The sequence below is a fragment of the Stenotrophomonas maltophilia genome (assembly GCF_002799245.1).
GTDB lineage: Bacteria > Pseudomonadota > Gammaproteobacteria > Xanthomonadales > Xanthomonadaceae > Stenotrophomonas > Stenotrophomonas maltophilia_S.
On record NZ_NEQV01000002.1, the window covers coordinates 504,754 to 527,714 of the forward strand.

The 22,961-nt window shown below is 63.2% G+C and carries 18 protein-coding genes, 1 tRNA gene and 1 pseudogene; 13 read left to right on the forward strand and 7 right to left on the reverse strand.

Annotated elements, in window-relative coordinates; genetic code table 11:
* Positions 1-61 precede the first annotated feature (61 nt).
* The 4 genes from B9Y64_RS08225 to thiS form a co-directional block, all read right to left on the reverse strand.
* Entirely contained in the window at positions 62-1,909 is a 1,848-nt protein-coding gene (locus B9Y64_RS08225; RefSeq protein ID WP_100440272.1) for an SLC13 family permease, read from the reverse strand.
* A gap of 27 nt (positions 1,910-1,936) precedes the next feature.
* Positions 1,937-2,671: a tRNA (guanosine(46)-N7)-methyltransferase TrmB gene (gene trmB, locus B9Y64_RS08230; RefSeq protein ID WP_010481468.1), complete on the reverse strand. Its 735-nt coding sequence runs from the start codon at positions 2,669-2,671 to the stop codon at positions 1,937-1,939.
* A complete protein-coding gene (locus B9Y64_RS08235) occupies positions 2,671-3,465 on the reverse strand; it encodes a thiazole synthase (RefSeq protein WP_005418798.1) in 795 nt (264 codons plus the stop codon). The genes trmB and B9Y64_RS08235 overlap by 1 nt, the downstream gene beginning before the upstream one ends.
* Before the next feature lie 117 nt (positions 3,466-3,582).
* Complete coding sequence (gene thiS, locus B9Y64_RS08240) at positions 3,583-3,783, reverse strand: sulfur carrier protein ThiS (protein WP_100440273.1); 201 nt, start codon at positions 3,781-3,783, stop codon at positions 3,583-3,585.
* A gap of 208 nt (positions 3,784-3,991) precedes the next feature.
* Between thiS and B9Y64_RS08245 the strand changes: the two genes are divergently transcribed.
* The 12 genes from B9Y64_RS08245 (at position 3,992) to B9Y64_RS08300 (ending at position 14,274) form a co-directional block, all read left to right on the forward strand.
* Positions 3,992-5,827: an autotransporter outer membrane beta-barrel domain-containing protein gene (locus tag B9Y64_RS08245; protein WP_100440274.1), complete on the forward strand. Its 1,836-nt coding sequence runs from the start codon at positions 3,992-3,994 to the stop codon at positions 5,825-5,827.
* A gap of 115 nt (positions 5,828-5,942) precedes the next feature.
* Positions 5,943-6,016 (forward strand) — tRNA-Gly (locus B9Y64_RS08250).
* Between the two features lie 242 nt (positions 6,017-6,258).
* Entirely contained in the window at positions 6,259-7,137 is an 879-nt protein-coding gene (rimK, locus tag B9Y64_RS08255; RefSeq protein WP_100440696.1) for a 30S ribosomal protein S6--L-glutamate ligase, read from the forward strand.
* Between the two features lie 258 nt (positions 7,138-7,395).
* Entirely contained in the window at positions 7,396-7,875 is a 480-nt protein-coding gene (locus B9Y64_RS08260; RefSeq protein WP_100440275.1) for a hypothetical protein, read from the forward strand.
* Positions 7,876-7,970: 95 nt separating this feature from the next.
* Positions 7,971-8,444: a hypothetical protein gene (locus B9Y64_RS08265; RefSeq protein WP_100440276.1), complete on the forward strand. Its 474-nt coding sequence runs from the start codon at positions 7,971-7,973 to the stop codon at positions 8,442-8,444.
* A 111-nt stretch (positions 8,445-8,555) separates the two neighbouring features.
* Complete coding sequence (locus B9Y64_RS08270; protein WP_075676408.1) at positions 8,556-9,017, forward strand: hypothetical protein; 462 nt, start codon at positions 8,556-8,558, stop codon at positions 9,015-9,017.
* Between the two features lie 162 nt (positions 9,018-9,179).
* Positions 9,180-9,857, forward strand: coding sequence for a response regulator transcription factor (locus B9Y64_RS08275; RefSeq protein WP_005410804.1), 678 nt, complete (start codon positions 9,180-9,182; stop codon positions 9,855-9,857).
* On the forward strand, positions 9,820-11,190 hold the full coding sequence (locus B9Y64_RS08280) for a sensor histidine kinase (RefSeq protein WP_100440277.1): 1,371 nt from the start codon (positions 9,820-9,822) through the stop codon (positions 11,188-11,190). The genes B9Y64_RS08275 and B9Y64_RS08280 overlap by 38 nt, the downstream gene beginning before the upstream one ends.
* Positions 11,191-11,708: 518 nt before the next feature.
* Entirely contained in the window at positions 11,709-12,095 is a 387-nt protein-coding gene (locus tag B9Y64_RS08285; protein WP_100440278.1) for a hypothetical protein, read from the forward strand.
* Between the two features lie 294 nt (positions 12,096-12,389).
* On the forward strand, positions 12,390-13,040 hold the full coding sequence (locus B9Y64_RS08290) for a hypothetical protein (RefSeq protein WP_238379871.1): 651 nt from the start codon (positions 12,390-12,392) through the stop codon (positions 13,038-13,040).
* 17 nt (positions 13,041-13,057) lie between these two features.
* Positions 13,058-13,861 carry a hypothetical protein gene (locus B9Y64_RS08295; protein WP_157804506.1) on the forward strand — a complete coding sequence of 268 codons (804 nt, stop codon included), beginning with the start codon at positions 13,058-13,060 and terminating at the stop codon, positions 13,859-13,861.
* A 113-nt stretch (positions 13,862-13,974) separates the two neighbouring features.
* Positions 13,975-14,274 (forward strand): hypothetical protein, encoded by a 300-nt coding sequence (locus B9Y64_RS08300; RefSeq protein ID WP_100440280.1) that lies wholly within the window; start codon positions 13,975-13,977, stop codon positions 14,272-14,274.
* 1,055 nt (positions 14,275-15,329) lie between these two features.
* Here the strand turns inward: B9Y64_RS08300 and B9Y64_RS08305 are convergent.
* Positions 15,330-15,473: pseudogene (locus B9Y64_RS08305) on the reverse strand (dephospho-CoA kinase); the annotation flags it as partial.
* 548 nt (positions 15,474-16,021) lie between these two features.
* On the opposite strand from B9Y64_RS08305, the gene B9Y64_RS08310 reads away from it, so the two are divergent.
* A complete protein-coding gene (locus B9Y64_RS08310; protein WP_413482655.1) occupies positions 16,022-20,380 on the forward strand; it encodes an RHS repeat-associated core domain-containing protein in 4,359 nt (1,452 codons plus the stop codon).
* Between the two features lie 1,090 nt (positions 20,381-21,470).
* Here the strand turns inward: B9Y64_RS08310 and coaE are convergent.
* Together coaE and B9Y64_RS08320 are read right to left on the reverse strand one after the other, a co-directional pair.
* Positions 21,471-22,082, reverse strand: a complete 612-nt coding sequence (gene coaE / locus B9Y64_RS08315; RefSeq protein WP_100440281.1) for a dephospho-CoA kinase — start codon at positions 22,080-22,082, stop codon at positions 21,471-21,473.
* Positions 22,083-22,093: 11 nt separating this feature from the next.
* Complete coding sequence (locus B9Y64_RS08320) at positions 22,094-22,957, reverse strand: prepilin peptidase (RefSeq protein ID WP_005418626.1); 864 nt, start codon at positions 22,955-22,957, stop codon at positions 22,094-22,096.
* Between the last annotated feature and the right edge of the window lie 4 nt (positions 22,958-22,961).

Consider the following 22,961-nt stretch of genomic DNA (forward strand, 5'->3'; position numbering starts at 1 on the left):
TTGGTCCGCACCCACCGCGCCAGGCCCATTGTAGAGCCGAGCCCATGCTCGGCTGCACGGCTCAGAACATCAGGTTGATCATCAACACCACCACCAGCGTGTAGATCAGCGACAGCGGGCCGCCGACCCGCCACATCTCGCGCGGGGTGTAGTTGGCCGGGCCGGTGATCATCGAGATCACCGGGTTGGAGGCCGTCATCAGGTTGTTGGATGCCGACAGCGCCACGATCAGCGCGAACGCGGTCGGGTTGCCGCCCGCCGCCAGTGCCAGGTTCACCGCGATCGGCACCATCACGATGGTCGCACCCACATGGCTGATCACCAGCGAAAACGCCGTGGTCAGCAGCGCCAGCGCCACCTCCAGCACCCACACCGGGATGCCGGTCGGCAGCTTGTCGATGGTATGGCCGGCCACCCACGCGGCCGCACCGCTGGAGTCCATCGCCCAGCCGAGCGGAATCAGCCCGGCCATCATGAATACCGTCTTCCAGTTGATCGAGGCATAGGCCTCGTCCATGCGCAGCACGCCGGTCAGCAGCATGCCGGCCACGCCGGTCATCAGCGTCAGCGCCACCGGCAGCTTGCTGGTCAGCGCGATCAGGATGGTCAGCGCGAAGATCGCCATCGCGATCTTGAACTTGTGCGGGCGCTGCTCGCCGGTCGGGTAGTCGGTCACCACCACGAAATCGCGGCTGCGGGCGGCCTGCGCCAGATCGGTCCAGATGCTGTGGAACACCAGCATGTCGCCGGCGCGCAGTTGCACGTCGCGCACGTCCTCGCGGATCACCTGCTTGTCGCGGTTGATCGCCAGCAGGCTGATGCCGCGCTCCTTGCGCAGGCGCAGATCGGCCGCACTCTTGCCGATCACGTTCGAGGTCGGCGGTACCACCGCCTCGGAAATGCCGGCGCGGCTGGGGTTGAACAGGTCGCCCAGGTGCTTCAGGCGCGAGGACATGCGCAGGAACTGGTTCTGCGCGAAGTCGCTTATCTGCTGGCGCGGGCCCATCGCACCGAGCACGCTGCCCACCCAGATGCGCATCTCCGCCGGCGGCGCCAGGCGGGTGTCGTTGCCGGTCTTCAACGCCAGCAGCAGCGGTGCATCGTGCAGGGTCTCGGCCTCGCCCAGGGTCATGCCCACCAGCGGGCTTTCGGCGGTCACCACCAGCTCGAACACATCGCCTTCGATGCCATAGGTCTTGGCGAAATAGCTCTCGGTGCGCGCCGGGGTGACTCCGTCGTTGACCAGGCTTTCCTCTTCGATCAGCTTGCGGTCGCCGTAGTAGCGGAAGTACAGCAACGAGGCGATCAGCAACGCCACGCCGATCGGCAGCGGCGCGAACATGCGCAGCGGCTCGATGGTGGCCAGGCCCGAGGGCAGGTTGTTGTTGGCCGAGGCCAGCAGATCGTTCAGCAGGATCAGCGGCGAATTGCCGACCATGGTCAGCGCGCCGCCCATCACGATCGCTGCCGAGATCGGCAGCAGCAGGCGCTGCATCGTCAGGCCGGTGCGCGCGGCCAGTCGCGAGGCGACCGGCAGGTACAACGCCATCACCGACGGGTTCTGCATGAAGGACGAGTTCAGGCCGGCGATGGCGGTGGTCATCATCAGCAGCCGTTGCTCGACACCATGGCCGCGCCGCAGCAGCCAGGCGGCCAGCCGGTTCAGCGCCCCGGTGCGGTCCAGGCCCGCACCGAGGATGGTGGTGGCGATGATGCTCATCACCGCGTTACCGGAGAAGCCACCGAAGATCTCCTCCGGCGCGATCAGGCCGGTGACACCGAGCACCACCAGCACCACCAGCGCGACCACGTCGGCGCGGATGCGCTCGAACAGGAACATCGCCATCGTGAAGCCGACCAGCCCGAGCACGAGCTTCATGTCGTTGGTCAGCGTCAGCGCGGTATCCATGTGGGGCGCGGTGTCCTCAGGCGATCGTCAGGTGCGGTCGTACAACAGGTCCCAGACGCCATGGCCGAGCTTCTGGCCGCGGGTCTCGAAGTGGGTCTGCGGGCGCCAGTCCGGGCGCGGCACGCTGCCACGCGGGCCGGCACGGTTGACCAGGCCGGCGGTAGCGTCGAGAACATCCCACATCTGCTCGGCGTAGTCTTCCCAGTCGGTCGCGCAGTGCAGGCGGCCACCCGGGCGCAGCTTGCGCACCAGCAGTTCGGCGAATGCCGGCTGCAGCAGGCGGCGCTTGTTGTGGCGCTTCTTGTGCCACGGGTCCGGGAAGTAGATGCGCACTTCATCGAGCGCGCCATCGGCGATCTCGTTCTGCAGCACTTCCACCGCATCGTGGTGGTACAGGCGCACGTGGTCGGCGTTGTCGTCGGCCAGCGCGTTCAGCAGCCGGCCCACGCCGGGGGCGTGCACCTCGATACCGATGTAGTCGCGCGACGGGTCGTGCTGGGCGGCGAAGCGCAGTGCGGCACCGTTGCCGAAGCCGATTTCCAGCACCTTGTGTGCCGGGCGGCCGAAGGTGGCATCCAGGTCACGCGGCTGGCCGTTGTAGTCGATGCCGAAGCGTGGCCAGCGTTCGTCGAACGCGCGCTGCTGGGCGGGAGTGAAACGGCCCTGGCGCAGCACGAAGCTGCGTACTTCGCGGCGGCCCTCGCTCACGGTGAAGGGCTTGGGCGGGGCCTTGGACCCGGCGCTGTCAAAAGGATTGGTCATCAGCCGATCAGCCCATCCACCGGGGAGGAGGCGCTGGCGTAGCGCTTGCGCGGGATGCGCCCGGCCAGGAAGGCCTCGCGGCCGGCCTCGACCGCCTTGCGCATCGCACTGGCCATCAGCACCGGGCTGCGTGCACCGGCGATGGCGGTATTCATCAGCACGCCGTCGCAGCCCAGCTCCATCGCAATCGCGGCATCCGACGCGGTGCCCACGCCTGCGTCGACGATGATCGGCACCTTGGCGTCTTCGATGATCTGCAGCAGGTTGTACTTGTTCTGGATGCCCAGGCCCGAACCGATCGGCGCGGCCAGCGGCATCACCGCAGCGCAGCCGATCTCTTCCAGGCGCTTGGCCAGGATCGGGTCGTCGGAGGTGTAGACCATCACTTCGAAGCCGTCCTTGACCAGCTGCTCGGCGGCCTTGAGGGTCTGCATCACGTCCGGGTACAGGGTCTTCTGGTCGCCCAGCACTTCCAGTTTGGTCAGGTTGTGGCCGTCCAGCAGTTCACGGGCCAGGCGGCAGGTGCGCACGGCGTCCTCGGCGGTGTAGCAGCCGGCGGTGTTGGGCAGGATGGTGAAGCGCTCCGGCGGCAGCACGTCCAGCAGGTTTGGCTCGCCCGGGTTCTGCCCGATGTTGGTGCGGCGGATGGCCACGGTGACGATCTGGGCGCCAGCGGCCTCGGTGGCCAGGCGGGTTTCTTCCAGGTCCTTGAACTTGCCGGTGCCGGTGAGCAGCCGCGAGCCATAGGTCTTGCCGGCGATCACCAGCGAATCGGGGGAGACATGAACGTTCATGGCCCGATTATCGCTTATCCGCCTGAAGGATGGGGTCATGCAGCGGATGGGGGAGATCGGGGTCAGATCCCTTTGCCCGTGGCAAAGGGATCTGACCCCGCAAGACCCGGGCCGTCCTCAGCCGCCACCCAGTGCATGCACGATCTCCACCACGTCACCCTCGGCCAGGGCGTGCTCGCCATGGCGGCTGCGGCTGACGATCTCGCCGTTGACCTCCACCGCCACCCGGCGCTGCAGCAGCTGCTCGGCCAGCAGCAGGTCGTGGAGGGTCGCCGAAGCGGGCAGGGTGCGGGGTTCGCCGTTGAGCTGGATGTTCATGCTCGCATTGTCGCCGATCGTCGTAATGGCCGTCAGAACCGCTGCAATCCGCCCAGGACGCGACCGCCGGCACACTCTGCGGCAGGGTGCCGGGTGACAATCCATGCGGCGGCGCAGCGTGAGCAAAACGCGGCGCAGTGAAACCATTCACCGTGCGCCGGCGTACGTCCGCCGGATCCTCAACGATTTCCCCACAGGAGTTTTTTACATGCTGCTCAGCAAACGCCCGATCCGCTCCCTGATGGCGGCCGCGATCGCGCTGGCCGCGCTTCCGGCCATGGCAGGCGAATCCCCGTATTCCAAGGCCGTGTTCTTCGGTGACAGCCTCACCGATGCCGGCTATTTCCGCCCGCTGCTGCCAGCCGGCGTGCAGCCGGTCACCGGCCAGTTCACCACCAACCCGGGCTGGGTGTGGTCGCAGCAGGTCGCCAACTACTACGGCGTCAACGGCGCCGCCAACGGCAACGGCCAGAGCGGTGACAACTACGCTGCCGGCGGCGCCCGCGTCGGCGTGGACGTACCGAGCGCGATGGGCACCATCCCGTCGCTGAAGTCGCAGGCGGCCCGCTACCTGGCTGCCAATGGCGGCAAGGCTGACGCCAACGTGCTGTACACGGTGTGGGGCGGTGCCAACGACCTGTTCGCCGCCGCTGCTGCGCCGGCGCAGGCACAGGCCATCATCGGCGCGGCCGTCACTGACCAGATCGCCCTGGTGGGCGCGCTGAAGCAGGCCGGTGCCCAGTACGTGCTGGTGCCGAACCTGCCCAACGTCGGCCTGACCCCGGCCTTCCGCGGCCCGAACGCCGCCACCGCCACCGCGCTGTCCGCCGGTTACAACAAGGCGCTGTACGGCGGCCTGAAGCAGGCCGGCATCGAGTTCATTCCGCTCGATACCTTCACCGTGCTGGGCGAAGTCGCCGCCAACCCGGGCATGTATGGCTTCACCAACGTCACCAGCACCGGCTGCAAGATCGATCCGGCCAACTCGACGCAGAGCATCCTGACCTGCAACCCGACCAGCTACGTCAGCCCGGATGCAGCCAACACCTACCTGTTCGCCGATGGCGTGCACCCGACCACCGCCGGCCATCAGCTGCTGGGCCAGTACGCGGTCTCGGTGCTGGAAGCGCCGCGCCTGCAGCAGGTGCTGAGCCACTCGGCACAGACCATCGGCCGCTCGCGCGCCGACCAGGTCAGCATGCACCTGGGTGGTCGTCCGGCCGACGGCCTGTCCTGGTGGGGCGGCGTGCGCGGTGACCTGCAGCGTTACGACCACGCCGACCTGTACGACGGCCTGGCCCCGGCCGGCCTGTTCGGCATCGACTGGGCACGCGACGGCATGGTGTTCGGCGGCTTCGCCGGCTTCGGCCGCCTCAACGCCGACTTCGGCAACAGCCGTGGCGACTTCACCCAGAAGGACACCACCGCCGGTCTGTTCGCCGGCTGGTACGGCGACCGCATCTGGGTGAACGGCCAGGTCAGCTACACCTGGCTGTCCTACGACGTGAACCGCAAGGTCCAGCTGGGCCCGGCCACCCGCGAGCACGGCGGTTCGCCGGACGGCAGCAACCTGACCGCTGCCCTGAACGCCGGTTACGAGTTCGGCACCGAGGGCGGCTTCCGCCACGGTCCGATCGCCTCGGTGATCTGGCAGAAGGTGAAGATCGACGGCTACACCGAAAGCGCCGCGGCTGGCACGCTCGCCACCGCACTGGGCTACGACCGCCAGAACGTCGATTCGACCGTCGGTCGCATCGGCTGGCAGGCCCGCTTCGATGGTGGCACCGTCAAGCCGTACGCGCAGGTGACCTACGACCATGAGTTCGAGGACACCAAGCAGGCCAGCGCCTGGCTGCAGACCCTGCCGGAACTGGGCAGCTACCGCGTGCCGGGCCTGAAGTTCGACAAGAACTACGCCACCGTCGTGCTGGGTGCCCGCACCGAACTGTTCGGCCTGCAGAGCAACGTCGGCCTGAGCGCTTCGACCGGCCAGAAGCGCGCGCAGGACGCCACCCTGTTCGCCAACTTCAGCGGCACGTTCTAAGCAGCCACCGCCGGGGTCGGAACCCTTTCCGCGAGGAAAGGGCTCCGATCCCGCGCGGATGCGACGGCCACCATTGCGCTGCACCGGCCCCACCGCATAGACTTTCACCCGCAATGCGGGCGTAGCTCAATGGTAGAGCTGTAGCTTCCCAAGCTACTGACGTGGGTTCGATTCCCATCGCCCGCTCCAATCACGCCACGCGCGTAGACAGAAGGCCGCTCATCTGCGGCCTTTTTCATTTCCAGCAGATTTCAGCGCCCGTGCCCTCTGCGCCCGGCTGGCGTCTGCGGCGCTTCCCGCCCGGCCAGGCAACAACCGCGCAATTTCCACTCGCATCCGTGGTTCTGCCTGGCCTGTGCAGGCCGGCCAGGCATCATCCGCCGGCCACGCGCCCGCGCTATGCTGCGCGCCTGCCGACCGATCCCACCGCGATGAAGCTCGCCATCCTGTCCCGCAACAGTTCTTTGTATTCCACCCGCCGGCTGGTCGAGGCGGCACGCGCACGCGGCCACACCGTTCGTATCCTCGACCCGTTGCGTTGCTACATGCGCATCGCCGCCGATGGCTTTTCCATGCATTACAAGGGCCGGCCGATGACCGGCGTGGACATGGTCATTCCACGCATCGGTGCTTCGATCACCCGCTACGGCACCGCGGTGCTGCGCCAGTTCGAACTGATGGGTGCGCGCACGCCCAATCCGTCCGATGCCATCCTGCGTTCGCGCGACAAGCTGCGCGCGCACCAGCTGCTGGCGGCCAAGGGCATCGACATGCCGGTCACCGTGTTCGGCGACAACCCCGATGACACCGTCGATCTGCTGTCCATGCTCGGCCCGCCGCCGCATGTGGTGAAGCTCAATGAAGGCACCCAGGGGCGCGGCGTGATCCTCACCGAAAAGGCCAGTGCCTCGCGCGGCATCGTCGAAGCGCTGCGCGGCCTGTACGCCAATTTCCTGATGCAGGAATTCATCGGCGAGGCCAAGGGCGCCGACCTGCGCTGCTTCGTGGTGGGCGACCAGGTGGTGGCTTCGATGCAGCGGCAGGCACCAGAGGGCGACTTCCGCTCCAATCTGCACGCCGGCGGTACCGCCGTGGCGGCCAAGGCCAGCCGTGCCGAGCAGCAGGTGGCGGTGCGTTCGGCCAAGGCGCTGGGCCTGTCGGTGTGCGGCGTGGACCTGATCCGCTCCGCGCGCGGGCCGCTGGTGCTGGAGGTCAATTCAACGCCAGGCCTGGAGGGCATCGAAGCGGCCTGCGGGGTCGACGTGGCCACGCGGATCATCGAGCACGTCGAGAAGATCAAAAAAACCTGATTATTCATGGGGTTGTGATTCTCATGGGCAATTGATCCGGGTCTTTAACAAGCCTTTAATCGGCCCCGGCGTAGGCTTCACCGAACCGCAGCTCTGCCTCTCAGCAGGATCGGTATCGGGATACGACTTCAGGCCCAGGCGGGTGCACCGTCTGGGCCTTTTTTATGCCTGTCGGCCCTGTGCCCAAGGTCTCTTGTGGAGGCCGCGTGACGGTCGTAGAGTTGGCCCTTCGTTCCGGGATGGATCGGGAGGTTGGCGATGTACCGCATCATGACGATCGCGTTGTTGCTGGGCCTGTCTGGCGCTGTTGCCGCCAAGCCGGAGAAGGTTGCTGTACAGATGGACCGGCAGGGGCCGGTCGCCGAGCAGATGCGCCAGGTGGAAACCGCCCTGGCCGCCCCCGACTATGCCGAACTGTCTGCCGAGGATCGCGGCCAGGTGCAGCAGTCGCTGTCGCGCATCCGCCAGCACATGGGCGAACGCCAGACCGTGCAGGAGCTGCCGCCGCAGCTGCAGGCCGAGGTCTTCAACGAGCAGGAACGCATCAACACCCTGTTGGCGCGTGGCCATGAAGACAGCCGCCAGATCTGCAAGTACGAACGCACCACCGGCAGCAACATGCCCAAGAGCCGCTGCCTGACCGTGGCCGAGCGGCGCCGGATCGAAGAGAAGGGCAAGGCGCTGATCAACGACCAGCGCAGTTACAACACGCTCAGCCCGCCGCCCGCCGGGCGTTGACCGCACCGCCCTTCGGCCCACCGAACGTGCCGTGACGGCGTATCGGTGGCACCGCAGGGTCGATGTTCCCCTCATGGAAGAACCTGGAGGTAACGATGCAGCGCATGACCCCCTTCGCCCTGATGCTGGGCCTGGCTCTGGCCACCACCGTCCACGCCAAGCCCGAGAAAGGGCAGGTGAAGTTCGACGCCAACGCCCCGGTGGCCGAACAGATCCGCAACGTTGAGACGGCCATCAACACCGAGGACTACAGCGAGATCGGGCTGGAAGACAAAAGCCGTGTGCAGCAGGCGCTGGGCCGCATCAAGATCAAGATGGGCGACCACGAACGGGTGGAGCAGTTGAGCCCGCACGACCGCACCGAGATCTTCAACGACCAGGAAGTGATCAACACGATCATGACCCGCGCCCATGCCGACAGCCGCATGGTCTGCCGTCGCGAGCGCACCACCGGCAGCAACATGCCGCAGAGCGTCTGCCTGACCGTGGCCCAGCGCCGCAAGGCGCAGGAAGACAGCCGCAAGGCGCTCAACGACAACCAGCGCTTCAACAACTTCAAGCCTGATTGAGGCTGGACCGGTCGCACGCCGCCATCGGTCACCCTGCCGTGCGTCCCTTGTGGACGCATCGGCGGAATCGTAAAGTCGAGGCCCTATTCATGGACGAACATGGAGCTCGTCATGTACCGCAACACTACGCTCGCCCTGATGCTGTCGCTGGGCCTGGTTGCCACCGTGCAGGCCAAGGCCCAGAAGGACACCGTGCAGATGGATTCCTTCACCCCGGTATCCGAACAGATCCGCCGCGTTGAAACGGCCATGGGCAGCGAGGACTACAGCGAGATCGGGCTGGAGGACAAAAGCCGCGTGCAGCAGGCACTGAACCGGATCAGGGTCAAGATGAATGGCCGCGAGAAGGTGGATGAGCTGGCACCGCAGGAGCGCAACGACCTGTTCAACGAGCAGGAGATCGTCAACACCATCATGACCCGCGCCCAGGCCGACAGCCGCATGATCTGCCGCCGCGAGCGCCTCACCGGCAGCAACATGCCCACCAGCGTCTGCCTGACGGTCGCCCAGCGTCGCAAGGCCCAGGAAGAGAGCCGCCAGGCGCTGACCGACCAGCAGCGCATCAGCCGCTGACCGTTCGCCCGGGGGCCTTTTGCCGGTGTCGTCGCTTCGGCACGAAATGTTAAGAATGGAACCTGTATCGTTCAGCAGGTAGACGTCGCGTCCACCCACGCAGGGGCATCCTGAGCGGGTGGGCCTGGCCCCCCGACGACCCTTCAAGAACCAGAGGTCCCAGTGCGCATTCTCGTAATCGAAGACAACAGCGATATCGCCGCCAACCTTGGCGACTACCTTGAGGATCGTGGCCACACCGTGGACTTCGCCGCCGACGGCGTGACCGGCCTGCACCTGGCCGTGGTCCACGAGTTCGACGCCATCGTTCTTGACCTGAATCTGCCGGGCATGGATGGCATCGAAGTGTGCCGCAAGCTGCGCAACGAAGCGCGCAAGCAGACCCCGGTACTGATGCTGACCGCCCGCGACTCGCTGGACAACAAGCTGGCCGGTTTCGATTCCGGCGCCGATGACTACCTGATCAAGCCGTTCGCGCTGCAGGAAGTGGAAGTGCGCTTGAACGCGCTGTCGCGCCGCGGCAAGGGCGTGCAGACCCGCGTGCTGGAAACCGGCGATCTGGAATACAACCTGGACACGCTGGAAGTGCGCCGCCAGGGCAAGCTGTTGCAGCTCAACCCGACCGCGCTGAAGATCCTGCAGGCCCTGATGGAGGCCGCGCCGGCCGTGGTCACCCGCCAGGAACTGGAAACCCGCGTCTGGGGCGAAGAATTGCCCGATTCGGATTCGCTGCGTGTCCATATCCACGGCCTGCGTGCGGTGGTCGACAAGCCGTTTGAAGTGCCGCTGATCCAGACCCGCCATGGCATCGGATACCGCATCGCTACCCCGGAAGCCTGATTCCGTGGCAGGCAAGGGGGAGCGCCGGCGTTCGCCATATCGGCGGCGCCTGCGCAGCCGCATCATCGTCTCGTTCGTGTTGTTGGGCTTCTGCCTGACGACACTGTTTGCGTTCGCCACCAACTGGGCCCGCATGCGCGTGGAAAACCAGCTGGTGGAAGACGTGATGAACCGCAACATCAACGAGTATGTGCGGCGCTTCTACGAGAGCCCGGATCGCAACCCCGACCTGCCCGTGCAGCAGATGCGTGCGCGCCTGATCAAGCCTGACAAGTTCGACGCGCTGCGCGAGGAAGAGCCGGACTGGTACGAGTTCAAGGATGGCCTGTACAACATGGGCGGCGTGGACGAGCGCGGCCAGCGCTATTCCTACAAGCTGGCCGTGCGCAAGACGCCCGACGCCTGGGCGTTCCTGGCCTACGACATGACCGACAGCGTGCGCGGTGGGCAGCAGCTCAATCGCGCGCTGGTGCTGTCGGTGCTGGTGTTCAGCCTGTTGTCGCTGGTGCTGGGCTGGTGGTCGGCGTCGAAGGTGATGAAGCCGGTCTCGGACCTGGCCGCGCGGCTGCGTGCCTATCGCGGTGGTACCAGCGACCCCGAGCCGCTGGCACCGCGGTTCCCCGATGACGAAGTGGGGCAGCTGGCGCAGGCGCTGGATGATTATTCGTCGCGGCTGACCGAAGTGGTGCAGCGCGACCGTGAGTTCAATGCCGACGTCAGCCACGAGCTGCGCACGCCGCTGGCGGTGATCCGTGGCGCCACCGAGCTGCTGCTGACCCGGCCCGGCCTGGACGAAAAGGTGCTGCAGCGTCTGCAGCGCATCCAGCGTGCCGAACAGCAGTGCAGCGACCTGATCGGCGCGCTGCTGCTGCTGTCGCGCAACGAGCGCGGGCAGGGCACCAGCAACGTCGCGCGCGTGGCCGAGCAATTGCTGGATGCCCACCGTGCACAGCTGGGTGGCAAGCCGCTGGAGCTGGCGCTGGAAGGCGAGCGCGACCTGGTCATCGATGCACCGGAAGCCGCGTTGTCGGTGGCGCTGGGCAACCTGATCGGCAACGCGGTGAAGTATTCGCAGGATGGCGAAGTGCGCGTGCATGTGGGCGCCAACGCCGTCTCGGTGACCGACAGCGGCCCGGGCCTGAGCGAAGAGGACGCCGCCAAGCTGTTCCAGCGCGGCTATCGCGGCACCCACGCCGGCCATTCGCAGGGCGGTGGCATCGGCCTGTCGATTGTCAGCCGCCTGTGCGATCTGTACGGCTGGCAGGTCAGCGTGCGCCCCGGCGGCGAGCGCGGCGTGATCGCCACCCTGACGTTCTCGCCGAAGCCGTTGTAAGCGCGGGCTGTCGATCCCGGCCGGCCCGGACCCCGCTTCGGTAGGTGCCGACCTTGGTCGGCACGAATCCCGCCGACGTTGCATTGCGCCCTGTGTCGCTTGTGCCACTGAATCGCCCTCGCAGGAATGGCGAGCCAGAAGCCCAACACGACAGCACCGTGACCGCTGCCACGTCGCGCACGTGTCCGCCTGCACGCATTCGTTCCCTCCGCTGTGGCTTGAGAATTTCCTTACAGATCACGGTGCTGCGTGATGGCCAGATGGGGCGGCTGGGGCGGGTGCCCTGGCCGGGATTGGCGTCCTGAAAAAAACCTTCAACTCAAGCGCTCCGGGTGTGCTGCGGCTCATCATGGAAAATGCATCGCCTGCCTCGTTTCGGCGGACGGTGCGTGGGGATTCATCAGAATCCGCTGGAGTTTTCTTCCTCGCGCTTGAGTTGTTGGGACTCCGGTACGCCAACCCGCACCGTCCGCCACCTTGCATCTGCAGGTGGCCCGCCGACTGCGAGGAGCCTCACCATGTCCGCACGCCCATTGTTCCCCCAACTGCACGCCCTGATCGGCGAAGCCGCCGACCTGCTGCCGCCCGCTGTCGCCGAGCGCGTCGAAACCCTGCTCGATGACCCCAGGGATCTGCTGCCCGCCCTGCTGGCCCGCATGGACGGCCGCGATGCGGCCGACGGCCGGCGGCTGGAAGCGCAGGGCCTCAGCCCGGCACAGGCGACCACCATGGCCGGCCTCAGCCGCACCCTGGCGGGCTTGAATGCACTCATGCAGGTGCTGCACGCCGCCGAGGCGGCCCGCGAGCAGGGCGGTGCGCACCAGCAGCTCAGCCCCGACGTCGTCGACGGTTTGTTACTTGGCGCGCGAGAACTGGCCCGCTACGCGCGCCTGCAGTTGGAGTAGATCCACGCCATGCGTGGATGCGAAACGGCTTCTGTAGAGCCGAGCCCATGCTCGGCTGCGATCATCAAGCCGAGCGTGGGCCCGGCTCTACAACATCAATCCTGCGCGTTCGCAGCTGATCTATTACGATCATGGAAATGAAATGCTCCCTGGGATTTGCGGAGCCGACGACGGTCGGAGGAGTGCCGAACGTCAGGGATGAGTTACTTATGTGGCAGCTCGGGGGTTGGCTTGGCGAAACGAAATCCATTGGGAGCGACAGGGCTTCATGACTCATCGTTCGACTCTGTGCAGGTGTCGATCTTGGATCGATCCTGCCAGGTGCGAGTGGTGGGTGTATGTGGAGATCTGGCGGAAGGGACACTGGCTGACATCTCCTGTCGTAACCTGGAATCCTTCTTCCTGGTGCTCGACAGTCATGAGCTGTCGGAAAGTGCGTGGCCCGGGAACATCCAGGACGGGCATTTCGATGGAGAGGACGGCGCTTGCGTGCTCCGTCTTTTCCTCGCCGGGGGCATGCTGGAAGCACGGGGAGGCTCCCTTGGGTCAGAGCTGCCATCGGCGCCTGAGCATTCTCCTGGGCCTGTCGGGTTGGCAGGTGCTGGGATTCGATTGGACGGCACTGTTGCCCACGGACTCCATTCCGCAGTGTTGACGGGCTTCTGCCACTCCGCTGCCAACAAGCAGTTCACCGCACAGTTGCTGGTTCTCAGGGACGCGGAAACCGGGCGCCTGCCGGAGTCGCCTGAGCGGATCTCTGCGTCTGTATGTTTCGAGGGTGTCAGGTCGAGCGTAGTGAGATTCGATGCGACAGCAATGGTTGAGCACGAACGGTTTGGCAACGTGGCGAGTTGCGTCGTCGACGAAGGGCGAGGTGTCTTCTGGTTGTATCTGTTGAATGGGATCGTCGAGATTGAAGCCCGTGCCGCAATCCTGTCGTTCTGAGGGACTGGTCTGCAGCCGTGAAAGGGCTGGGTGATGTCTCGAATCGTACTTGCGTCAAGAGATTGGGCGCGGGCATGCTCCGTGAAGCGGGAATCGCGGCTGGTGCGCCCGACGTGGATCAAGCCTCGCGGCTGCGGAGGGCTTATCGTGGACGTTGTCAATTGTCGGTGGAAGTGATGCCTCCTGGGATTGAAGTGACATTGAGGTCTTCGGTCGCGAGTCGCGCGAGCTATGAGGTGATTGCGCAGCTGTCGCGTGAAGTGAATGAAGTGGATGCAGCGGATGAACTGATCAGGACTGCGGTTGATCGTCGCGCAGTGGCAGGTCTGCTTGAGTTGCCCCGCAGGGATCTTGAGGTCAATGTGCGGGTTGGGATTGGCGAGGGATTGAGGGCGTGCCTGAATCTTTCTGCAGCCACCCTGGAAGAGATGGCGTTCGCATCCGCTTCATTGAGTTTTGATCCCGCGCTGACTGGAGATGCTGGCAGGGACGGATCGGAGATGGCGGAGGAAGAGTATTCAGCGACGCGCCCTGAGCTGGTTGTTGTTCTGGTCGGTGACGCTCCTGAGAGTGGTGAAGAAGTCATCCTTTCCAGATTCGAGCGTCAGCTATACAGAACCGGTGACATCCAGAGCGGGGTTCATGAAGTGTTGCAGCTGGGCCTTCAGAAGGTGCAGGGTGAGGCAAAGCTGTGGGGGCTGCAGGTGGGAGTGCGTCTGTCCAGTCAGCGCGGGCTGTGGCCGGGCTTCAACCTTTCTTGTGATGTGATCGGACTAATGGCGTCTGGCAGCGTTTCATTGGATTTTGATCCGTATGTCTAGCTCGGCTACCGTTGGTGGCCGATCAATGGAAATCCGGATCGGCCACTCCGAACAGAGTTGGTCGGAGGCATGGTCGGGGGTGGTTTGTGGGCGGAAATGCCTATCTGGAAATAATGGAATTCCCGGCCAAGTGGCGGGAGTACAACCTGCTGCCAGCAGGCCTGATTGAGGAACTCGTGGCTACATACAAGCCAGGGATGGAGGGCGCCTCTGAGCACGATAGGAATAGTGTCTTCCATTGGTGGTTGAGGCAGTCGCCAAGCAAGGATGTACTGATGAAGTTGGTAGAGCTTTCCTTTCTCGATCCTGATCAGGTGATGGCTGATGATGTCAGAAAGTACATTGCCCAAAGCACTTGCTTTGATCACGATGTGGATCTTTTGATTCGTCGCGGCCCGCAGTTCCCTGTTTGATTGGGGCTTTAAGTCGGAGCTGCTGTGACGCGCTGGAGTGGCTGGGATTTCGTAGGCAACGGAGCGCTGCAACCGATGCAGATCAGGCCCGTATTTGAGAGTTTGATAGAGCGCATAGAGTCGGGTTGGGGGTATGCGTGATCGTAGCGGTCGGGTGGTTCCAGAACGCATGGGGCATCCAACGTTGATTCAAGCAAGCTGCGCTGTTTGTGCCGGATATGCAGCATGTCCATGAAGTTGTTCGCGCCCGCGTGCCCAGTTCAGCTGCGTTTGCGTCGGCCTTGATTGGGGCGGTGAATGAAGAAGGGTTAGCTTGAGCCAATCTCTGGCCCAATCGCGCTTGTGATCTTCAATCAATCCCGGGGGGTGTTGTGAATTACTTGGATGGGGAGTGTGTACTGCTTGGCGACGTCGTTGATCTTGGTGGCGGAACGTGTGGGATCGTGGTTGCCGTGATCGATGACGAGTCTTATGCAGTTGGCTTTTCTGCGGAAGAATGGCGGCACCTCGGACGAGGTGCTCTGTTGCAGGCGCCTGGGTTCGGTCTACTACACTGTCCAGATGCTGAGCACGACTTCACTTTGATCGAACGGGGGCGATCAGGAGCTTCTGAGTCGTAGGGCTGAGGAGCTTGATTCGCTCGCCAGGAGATTGGATCCTCCGCGCCGATTGCAGAGTCATTGGCGCGCACTCAGGATGACAGATGCTTGCCGTGCGTATTTTCGGATGTCTCGTGGGTCTATTGATGGTCGTCTATGGCGTTGCAGTCATGGACGATGCATTGATTGGGACGGGCCCTTGCCGAGCGAACTGCAGTCTGTACAGCGCCTTGATTCGTTTGTTCGGGCAGCCGGCCTACAACAAACTGATGGGCCTTTCCTGGATTGTCGCGGGAGCGATGTTCGTCTTTGTTTCCGTCGTGGCTCGGCACGGAAAGGGATCGGCGGACAAGCGTAGGCGGAAAAAGGGACGTCGACGTCGATCGAAATGATCGGTTGCAATGCCCCAGAGGATCCACGCGATGGGTGGATGCACTCCTGCGTAACACGGAGGAATCAACCCGCAGCCAACCCCAGATAGCGCACATGCAGCGCTTCCACCCGCGCCTGCAGGTCCTCCGGATGGCCATCGTTGACCACCACATCATCGGCCAGTGCCAAGCGCTGTGCGCGGCTGGCCTGGGCGGCGATCATCTGGTTCGTATAGGACTGGGAGCGTTTGGAAAGCGCGGGGCTCTTGATCATTGCAAAGAAGTCATCGGTGCCCAGGCTAAAGAAGTTGGGAGCTGAGTACGGCTGCCATATGCTTACATGTGGCTTTATGTATCATCGAAGCGTCTGATTGTTGAGTCCAGGGATTGGAGTTCATGTTCAAAGCCAATTTTTCGTTGTGCATCATCTTCTGCCTGGGACTGATGATGTCCATCAGGCCGGCATTTGCGCAGACGCCGCCCGCTGAGACCCGATACTGTTACCAGGGGAGCTGCTTCAACAACATTGGAGCTGCGGAATCTCTGATGCGGTCGAAGTCGCGGTACGGAAGTGCGCTTCGCAAAGAAAGGACCATTCGGGACAGTTGGTCTCCCGCCACTGGTGATGTGCTTAGAATTCTCTACCAAGCACCTGATCGGCAGCCTGAAGTTTGGTACGAGCCTGGCTATGGTCTGGGCAATGACGGCCCGGAGCTGGGCTACTGCCAAGCTGCCGCTGCAGGGCATGGGAAAAGCCACTGCAAGAGCGAAGACGAGATGGTCAGTGGCTATATGGCATATCTGCAGTCACTTTTCCCAGGGTGTACGCATGTCAGTCGTGGAGTGTCAGGCGAACACCTGCGACCGTACTCGAGCATAACCTCCCACTACGGCTACGGGACTGCAATTTTTGACTCTCTCGCCAGCCCGCGTGAGCTGCGCTACGAGGTCTACTGCCCTGGCTGGGGTACAGGAGTGCCTGATCAGAGGAAAAACAGTATTAGGAGATTTCAGTATTTTGATTGTCCGGTCGGCTATCGGGTCATCGACAGTCAGCATCCTCAGTACAATCCGAATTCAATGCTCATTGATTGGCCCAATGCATGCCGGGCCGTTGATGCACATGAATCCATCTACATCTACAACGTCACTCAGACTGAGTCGGCTCCAGGCAACTGCAATCCCTGTTTTCCTGCAACGGGTGATAAGGCGCGATTTGAGGTGGACTTCCAGTTTGCCGGGAAGGACTTCGTTCGCTCCTATCACTCGCTGGGGCAGATTCAAATTTCGCCAGAGGTGGGTACCAACTGGTCGCACACCTATATGGGTTCATTCACGTCCTCCTATGGGGAGGGGCGCTTCACGGAGCGAGGCTATCTGGAAGCTTACTCATCCGGACGTGGGGAGCGCGCTTCTGCAGAGACGCTCAAGAAGCTCCCCGGCGGTGAATTCGAGCTCGTTGAGGAATCAGGTTCAACGCGACGCTTCACCGCGCAAGGACGCTTGATTGCGATCGGTGGCCCGGATCCAAAGAACGCCGTCTCGCTCAACTATGATGCGAATGGCAGGCTGGAGCGAGCCGTTGATGGGTTGGGCAGGGCACTGGTCTTTGCCTACGAGCGTGGCAGGCTGATCTCAATCACGCTCCCGGACGGCTCAGCGGCCACATATACCTACGATGACTTCGATAACCTCACAGGGGTCGTGAGGCCCGATGGCACCTCCCGGCAGTATCTGTACGCGGAGCCTGGGCTGGCCCCGGCTGGTGGCCGTAACCTGTTGACCGGCATCGTCGAAGGCGGCGCGCGCTACGCAACGTTCTCGTACAACGAGAAGGCAAAGGTCACAGGAAGCCATCTTTGGTCGGCGGGGCAGCCCGTGGATGCCATTACCATCAACTACAACAGCGATGGTTCGGCAACAACCGTGAACAGCCTGGGGGAGGTCCGTCAGAACCTGGTTGGCGGTGAGAAGTTCCGGCAGATCACCAAAACCACAGATTCCCAGGGGAGCAAGTCGTTCGGTTTCACGTCAAATGGCCGGCGCTCCTATACGCAGGACGCGCTGGGGAATCGCACTTCGTATGCCTATGTCGATTCGAGCAGTGGTGCGGTTTCGCAGGTGCTGACGACTACAGAGGAATCATTGGGGCGGGTGACACGGACAGTCCGTGACTCCGGCAACAGGGTGATTGAGCAGCGTGTGAGCCAGAAGAACGCTGGCAATGAACAGCTGGTCTCGCTTGATCGAGAAGTGCTGGATGCATCGGGGCGTGCTCTCAATTCATGCCAGTACGATGCAACGCAGGGCACGGACTACGTATGTGGCTCGCTGCCCGTGGCGCCTGGCAATGTCCGGCAGACGGCACGTGCGTATTGCACGGATGCAGATGTGGCCGCCAATGCACTGCTATGCCCCCTCGTGGGCCTTCAGCGCTCGATCAAGGATCCGGCCGGAAATGTAACGCAGTTTGAGTACTTCGCCGCAAATGATCCGGGCTGTGATGCAGGGGGCGCATGTTCCCATCGCAAGGGGGATCTGCGGGCAATCGTCAATGCGTTGGGCCAGCGCACCGAGCTGCTGGAGTATGACGCGCTCGGTAACCCGATTCAGATCCGTGGCATCGATGGTTCCGTAGTCGAACGGTTGTTCGATTCGATGGGGCGCGTTCTGACTGAGACACTCAAGGGCGATGTGCCGGCCAATGACCGCATCAGCCTCTATGAGTACAGCTCAACGGGCAAGCGGACTCGTGTCACCGGGCCAGATGGTGTGTGGGTTCGCATGGTCTACGACACGGCGGATCGACTGGTGGCCATCGAGGACGCGGCCGGCAATCGTGTCACGTACACCTTGGACGCTGCTGGTAACCGTATCCGGGAAGAGGTTCGGGACAGCAGTGGTGCGTTGAAGCGGTTCGGGGATCGTCAGTTCGACACCCATAGCCGGATGACCCGACAGGCGGGTGCTGATGGACAACCTTTCCTCTTCCGTCATGATGCCAATGGCAACGTGCTGGAGACCGAGAGTCCGCTGGGGGTCATTTCAAAGAGCACCTACGATGGTGCGGATCGCCCCAAAGTGCAGATTCAAGACGCGGGTGGGATCAACGCTGAAGTTCGCTATGCCTATTCCGCCAACGGACAGGTAGAGCAGGTCGTCGATCCCAAGGGGCTTGCGACACGGTACGCATACGATGGATTTGGCACTCCTCAAGGCCAGCTCAGCCCAGATACTGGCAGTGATGCCTTTACGGTGGATGCTATGGGCAACCGCACCACGCGCACCGACGCGCGTGGTGTAAAAGCGTCCTACAGCTACGATGTGCTTGATCGCCTCAAGAGCATCACTTATGCAGACCCGAATCTGGATGTGGTCTACGCCTATGATGCTGCTCCTGCGGTCTGCCCAGCCGGTGAGCGCTTCGGCGAGGGGCGCGTGGGCCAGGTGCTGCATGCAGGCGGCAGTACGGCTTACTGCTATGACCGTTTTGGTCAGGTGGTACGCAAGGTACAGACGGTCGATGGGGTTGGCTTGGCTCTGCGTTACGCCTACACCAAGGCGGGGAGGCTGGAGCGGTTGACCTATCCGGATGGCAGTGTCACCGACTATGTCTATGACAATCTGGGGCGTGCCAGTGAGGTAGGGCTGACGCTTCCTGGGCAGGCTCGGAAGGTGGTCGTTACCAATATCGAGTACGCGCCGTTTGGCCCGATGATGGGTTGGACGTACGGTAATGGTCGCCATCTGCTGCGCGAGTTGGATGCGGATTACCGTCCAACGCGGGTGTATGACGCGGCGCCGGGGGGCTTGTCCATCGGGTTCGGCTATGACGCGGATGGGAACATTGTTGAAGTCAAGGATGGCACCGGGACGACCACGCTGGCGCGATATGGTTACGATGCGCTGGGCCGCCTGACCCAGACCCGGGACGGTGCAACCGGCACGTCGATCGAAACCTATTCGTATGACGCGACCGGCAATCGCACCTCGCTGACCACGTCGGCAGGAACCGCCAGCTACACCTATCCTACGACCAGCCACCGGCTGACCGCGGTGGATGGTGAAGCGCGCAACCATGATGCGGTGGGTAACACCACCAGCATCGGCAGCAAGGCGTTCATCTATAGCGATGCCAACCGCATGAACGCGGTGAAGCAGGGCAATGCTGTGCTGGAAAGCTACGTCTACAACCATCGCGGCGAGCGCGTGCTGCGCACCCCGGCCGGTGGCGAGGCTCAGATCACCCTGTACGACGAAGCAGGACAGTGGCTGGGCAACTATTCGGCCACGGGCCACGCGCAGCAGCAGGCCATCTGGCTGGGCAACTACCCGGTGGCGCTGATCAATGCGCCTGGCGCTGGTGTACCGGAGCTGGCCTACATCCAGCCGGATCATCTGGGTACGCCGCGCGCGGTGATCGATCCGGTGCGGAATGTCGCGATTTGGGAGTGGAGCAACAAGAGCGAGGTGTTCGGCAACCAGATTCCGAATGCCGACCCTGATGGCGATGGTGTGGCGTTCGAGTTGGCGCTGCGCTTCCCGGGGCAGCAGGCGACGGATGCGAGTGGGTTGTTCTACAACTACCAGCGTGAGTACGACCCGGCTGTGGGGCGGTACTCGCAGAGTGACCCGATTGGATTGATTGGTGGGATCTCAACCTTCAGTTACGCCGGTCTGTCTCCCCAAGGAAAAATTGACTCACTGGGGTTGGCTACGTGGACCGGGACAATGTCGTTCGGGGGTACTGGTGTCGGGCTTGTTGGTGGCGTTGCTGGTGCAAGGCTTAGCCTTACGTCAGAATGCCTTAACGGTCGCCAGGCATCTGTTGAAGTTGTCTTTGCAGGTGTCGGCGTCGGCGCCGGGTCTCCGGTTTCCGCAACTGTCTCCAATGTAACTCTCACTGGGGGCAACTTGATGTATGTAGATCCGGGTGAGCTAGTTGGGGGTTCCTCTATCCTCTCGTTGGGAGCGGCAGTTGGTGGTGGGCTCTCCCTTTCAACCGTGAAAATTGGTGCGGTCTCGTCAGTGGGAATCGGTGGGCAAGGGGGGTGGGATGCCACGGCGAGCTACGTCATAGGGCGCAGCAGTCTCTCGGGTGCTGGCGTCAGATGGAGTAGCTGCGGATGTCCCTAGAATCTATATTCGAATTACTTTGTGTGTTGGCAGTCGTGATGCTGGTGATCGCGATCGCTTCCAGGTTTATTCTTGTTTGGGAGTTGAAAAGAAACTCCCCGGGGCTGTGGAGCTCACTTGGAAGGCCTGCGATTCTGGAGCGGGATCATTTAATGGGGAAGTATCCATTTTGTGGGTGGTGGCGTGTGTTCAGGGTGGCTTCTTCTGGCCGAAGGTTGCTTCTTGCGGTATTTTGGTTGTCATTCTCTACTTATCTCGTCATGTTGATTCCGTTGGTCTGGATTTGGGTCATTCGGTGACGGGGCTTGTCTCTAGCTGGAGTTTGAATTGAATGTTGATTAAGGCCCGAGCTGTTGAATGCCGAGCTAAAGGCTAACATCGTCAAGGGTTCATGTGAGTCGGCGCCTATGCCTACGATACAGTCAGTAACCGTGGCTTGTTGGGCGCCACGGGTAGACGCTGTTGACTACGTTGACCCGTAGCGGGCGGTGACTGGCGCGACCATATTGCGGCGAGTGGATGCTCCGTCGTTGAATCCTGGGCTGGAGGTTGCCTGAAATGATGGGAGGGAGGATCCGAAAGCGCGGTAGGGCGCTCTCCAGATAGATGCGCGCTCTGAGTAAACTGGTTTCCTCGTTGTAAATTCTTCTGCGCTAAGGGTCTTGATTCATTCGCTCAGTAGTTGGAGATCTTTATGTCAAATGCCAGTGACGGAGTATTTGACGCGAATCCATGAAGATGCTTGCCGTGCGTATTTTCGGATGTCTCGTGGGTCTATTGATGGTCGTCTATGGCGTTGCAGTCATGGACGATGCATTGATTGGGACGGGCCCTTGCCGAGCGAACTGCAGTCTGTACAGCGCCTTGATTCGTTTGTTCGGGCAGCCGGCCTACAACAAACTGATGGGCCTTTCCTGGATTGTCGCGGGAGCGATGTTCGTCTTTGTTTCCGTCGTGGCTCGGCACGGAAAGGGATCGGCGGACAAGCGTAGGCGGAAAAAGGGACGTCGACGTCGATCGAGATGATCGGTTGCAATGCCCCAGTGGATCCACGCGATGGGTAGATGCACTCCTGCGTAACACGGAGGAATCAGCCCGCAGCCAACCCCAGATAGCGCACATGCAGCGCTTCCACCCGCGCCTGCAGGTCCTCCGGATGGCCATCGTTGACCACCACATCATCGGCCAGTGCCAAGCGCTGTGCGCGGCTGGCCTGGGCGGCGATCATCTTGTCGGCCAGCGCGGCGTCGATGCCGTCACGCTGCATCAGCCGGGCGTGCTGCACGGCTTCGGGGGCATCCACGAGTAGTACCCGGTCCAACCACGGGTAGGCCTGCCGCCCGCCGACCTCGGTCAGCAGCGGAATGGCGGCAATCGCATAGGGGCTGGCGGCCTGCTCGCACTGCTGTTGCATCAGCAGGCGGATGGCCGGGTGGGTGATCGCTTCCAGCGCGGCCCGTTCGGCCGGATCGGCGAATACGTGGGCACGCAGGCGCGCCCGGTCCAGGCTGCCGTCCGCCTGCAGCATGCCGGCGCCAAAACGCTCGGCGATGCGCTCCAGGGCAGGGCTGCCGGCGGCGACCACCGCGCGGGCGGCCAGATCGGCGTCGGCCACCACGATGCCCAGCGCCTCGAAGCGCCGGGTCACCTCGCTCTTGCCGGCGGCAATGCCGCCGGTCAGGCCCACCACATACCGGCTCATGGGGATTCCCCTCAGCGCAGCCCGCTCAGCACCAGGTACTGCTCCACCACGGGAGCGCCCCACATGAAGTACAGCCAGCCCGCAATGGCCAGGTAGGGGCCGAACGGGATGGGTGTGGCGCGGTCACGGCCCCGGGTGTACAGCCAGATCGAGCCGATGATGGCGCCCAGCACCGACGACAGCAGGATGATCGGCAGGATGCCCTTCAACCCGCACCAGGCGCCGAGGGCGGCCAGCAGCTTGAAATCGCCGTGGCCCATGCCTTCCTTGCCGGTCAGCTGCTTGAACAGCCACCAGACCATCCACAGCGACAGGTAGCCCACCGCCGCGCCGACCAGGGCAGGCTTGGCCGGCATGTACAGGTTGTCGATGTTGCCTATCAGGCCCAGCCACATCAGGGGCAGGGTCAACTGGTCGGGTAGCAGCTGGGTGCGCAGGTCGATGCCGGACAGGGCGATCAGGAAGCAGGTCAGCACGATGGCGCCGAACCCCTGCCAGCCGAAGCCGAACTGCCAGACGCAGGCCAGCACCAGCACCGAGGTCAGGGCCTCGACCAGCGGGTACTGCAGCGAGATCGGCGCCTTGCAGTGGCGGCACTTGCCGCCCTGGATGATCCAGCTGAACAGCGGGATGTTCTCGTACCAGCTCAGCTTGTGCTTGCAGTGCGGGCAGTGCGAGGGCTCGACCACGATCCCCGGTGGTGGGGGCTCGTAGAAGTCCGGTTCCTCCAGGACCTCGCGCGCATCGCGCTTCCACTGCCACTCCAGCCGCTTGGGCAGGCGCAGGATGACGACGTTGAGGAAACTGCCCAGCAGCAGCCCCAGGGCGGCCGCGGCGGGGTAGCCGAGGCCGGGATGCTGGTCGAGAAATGCCATGTAG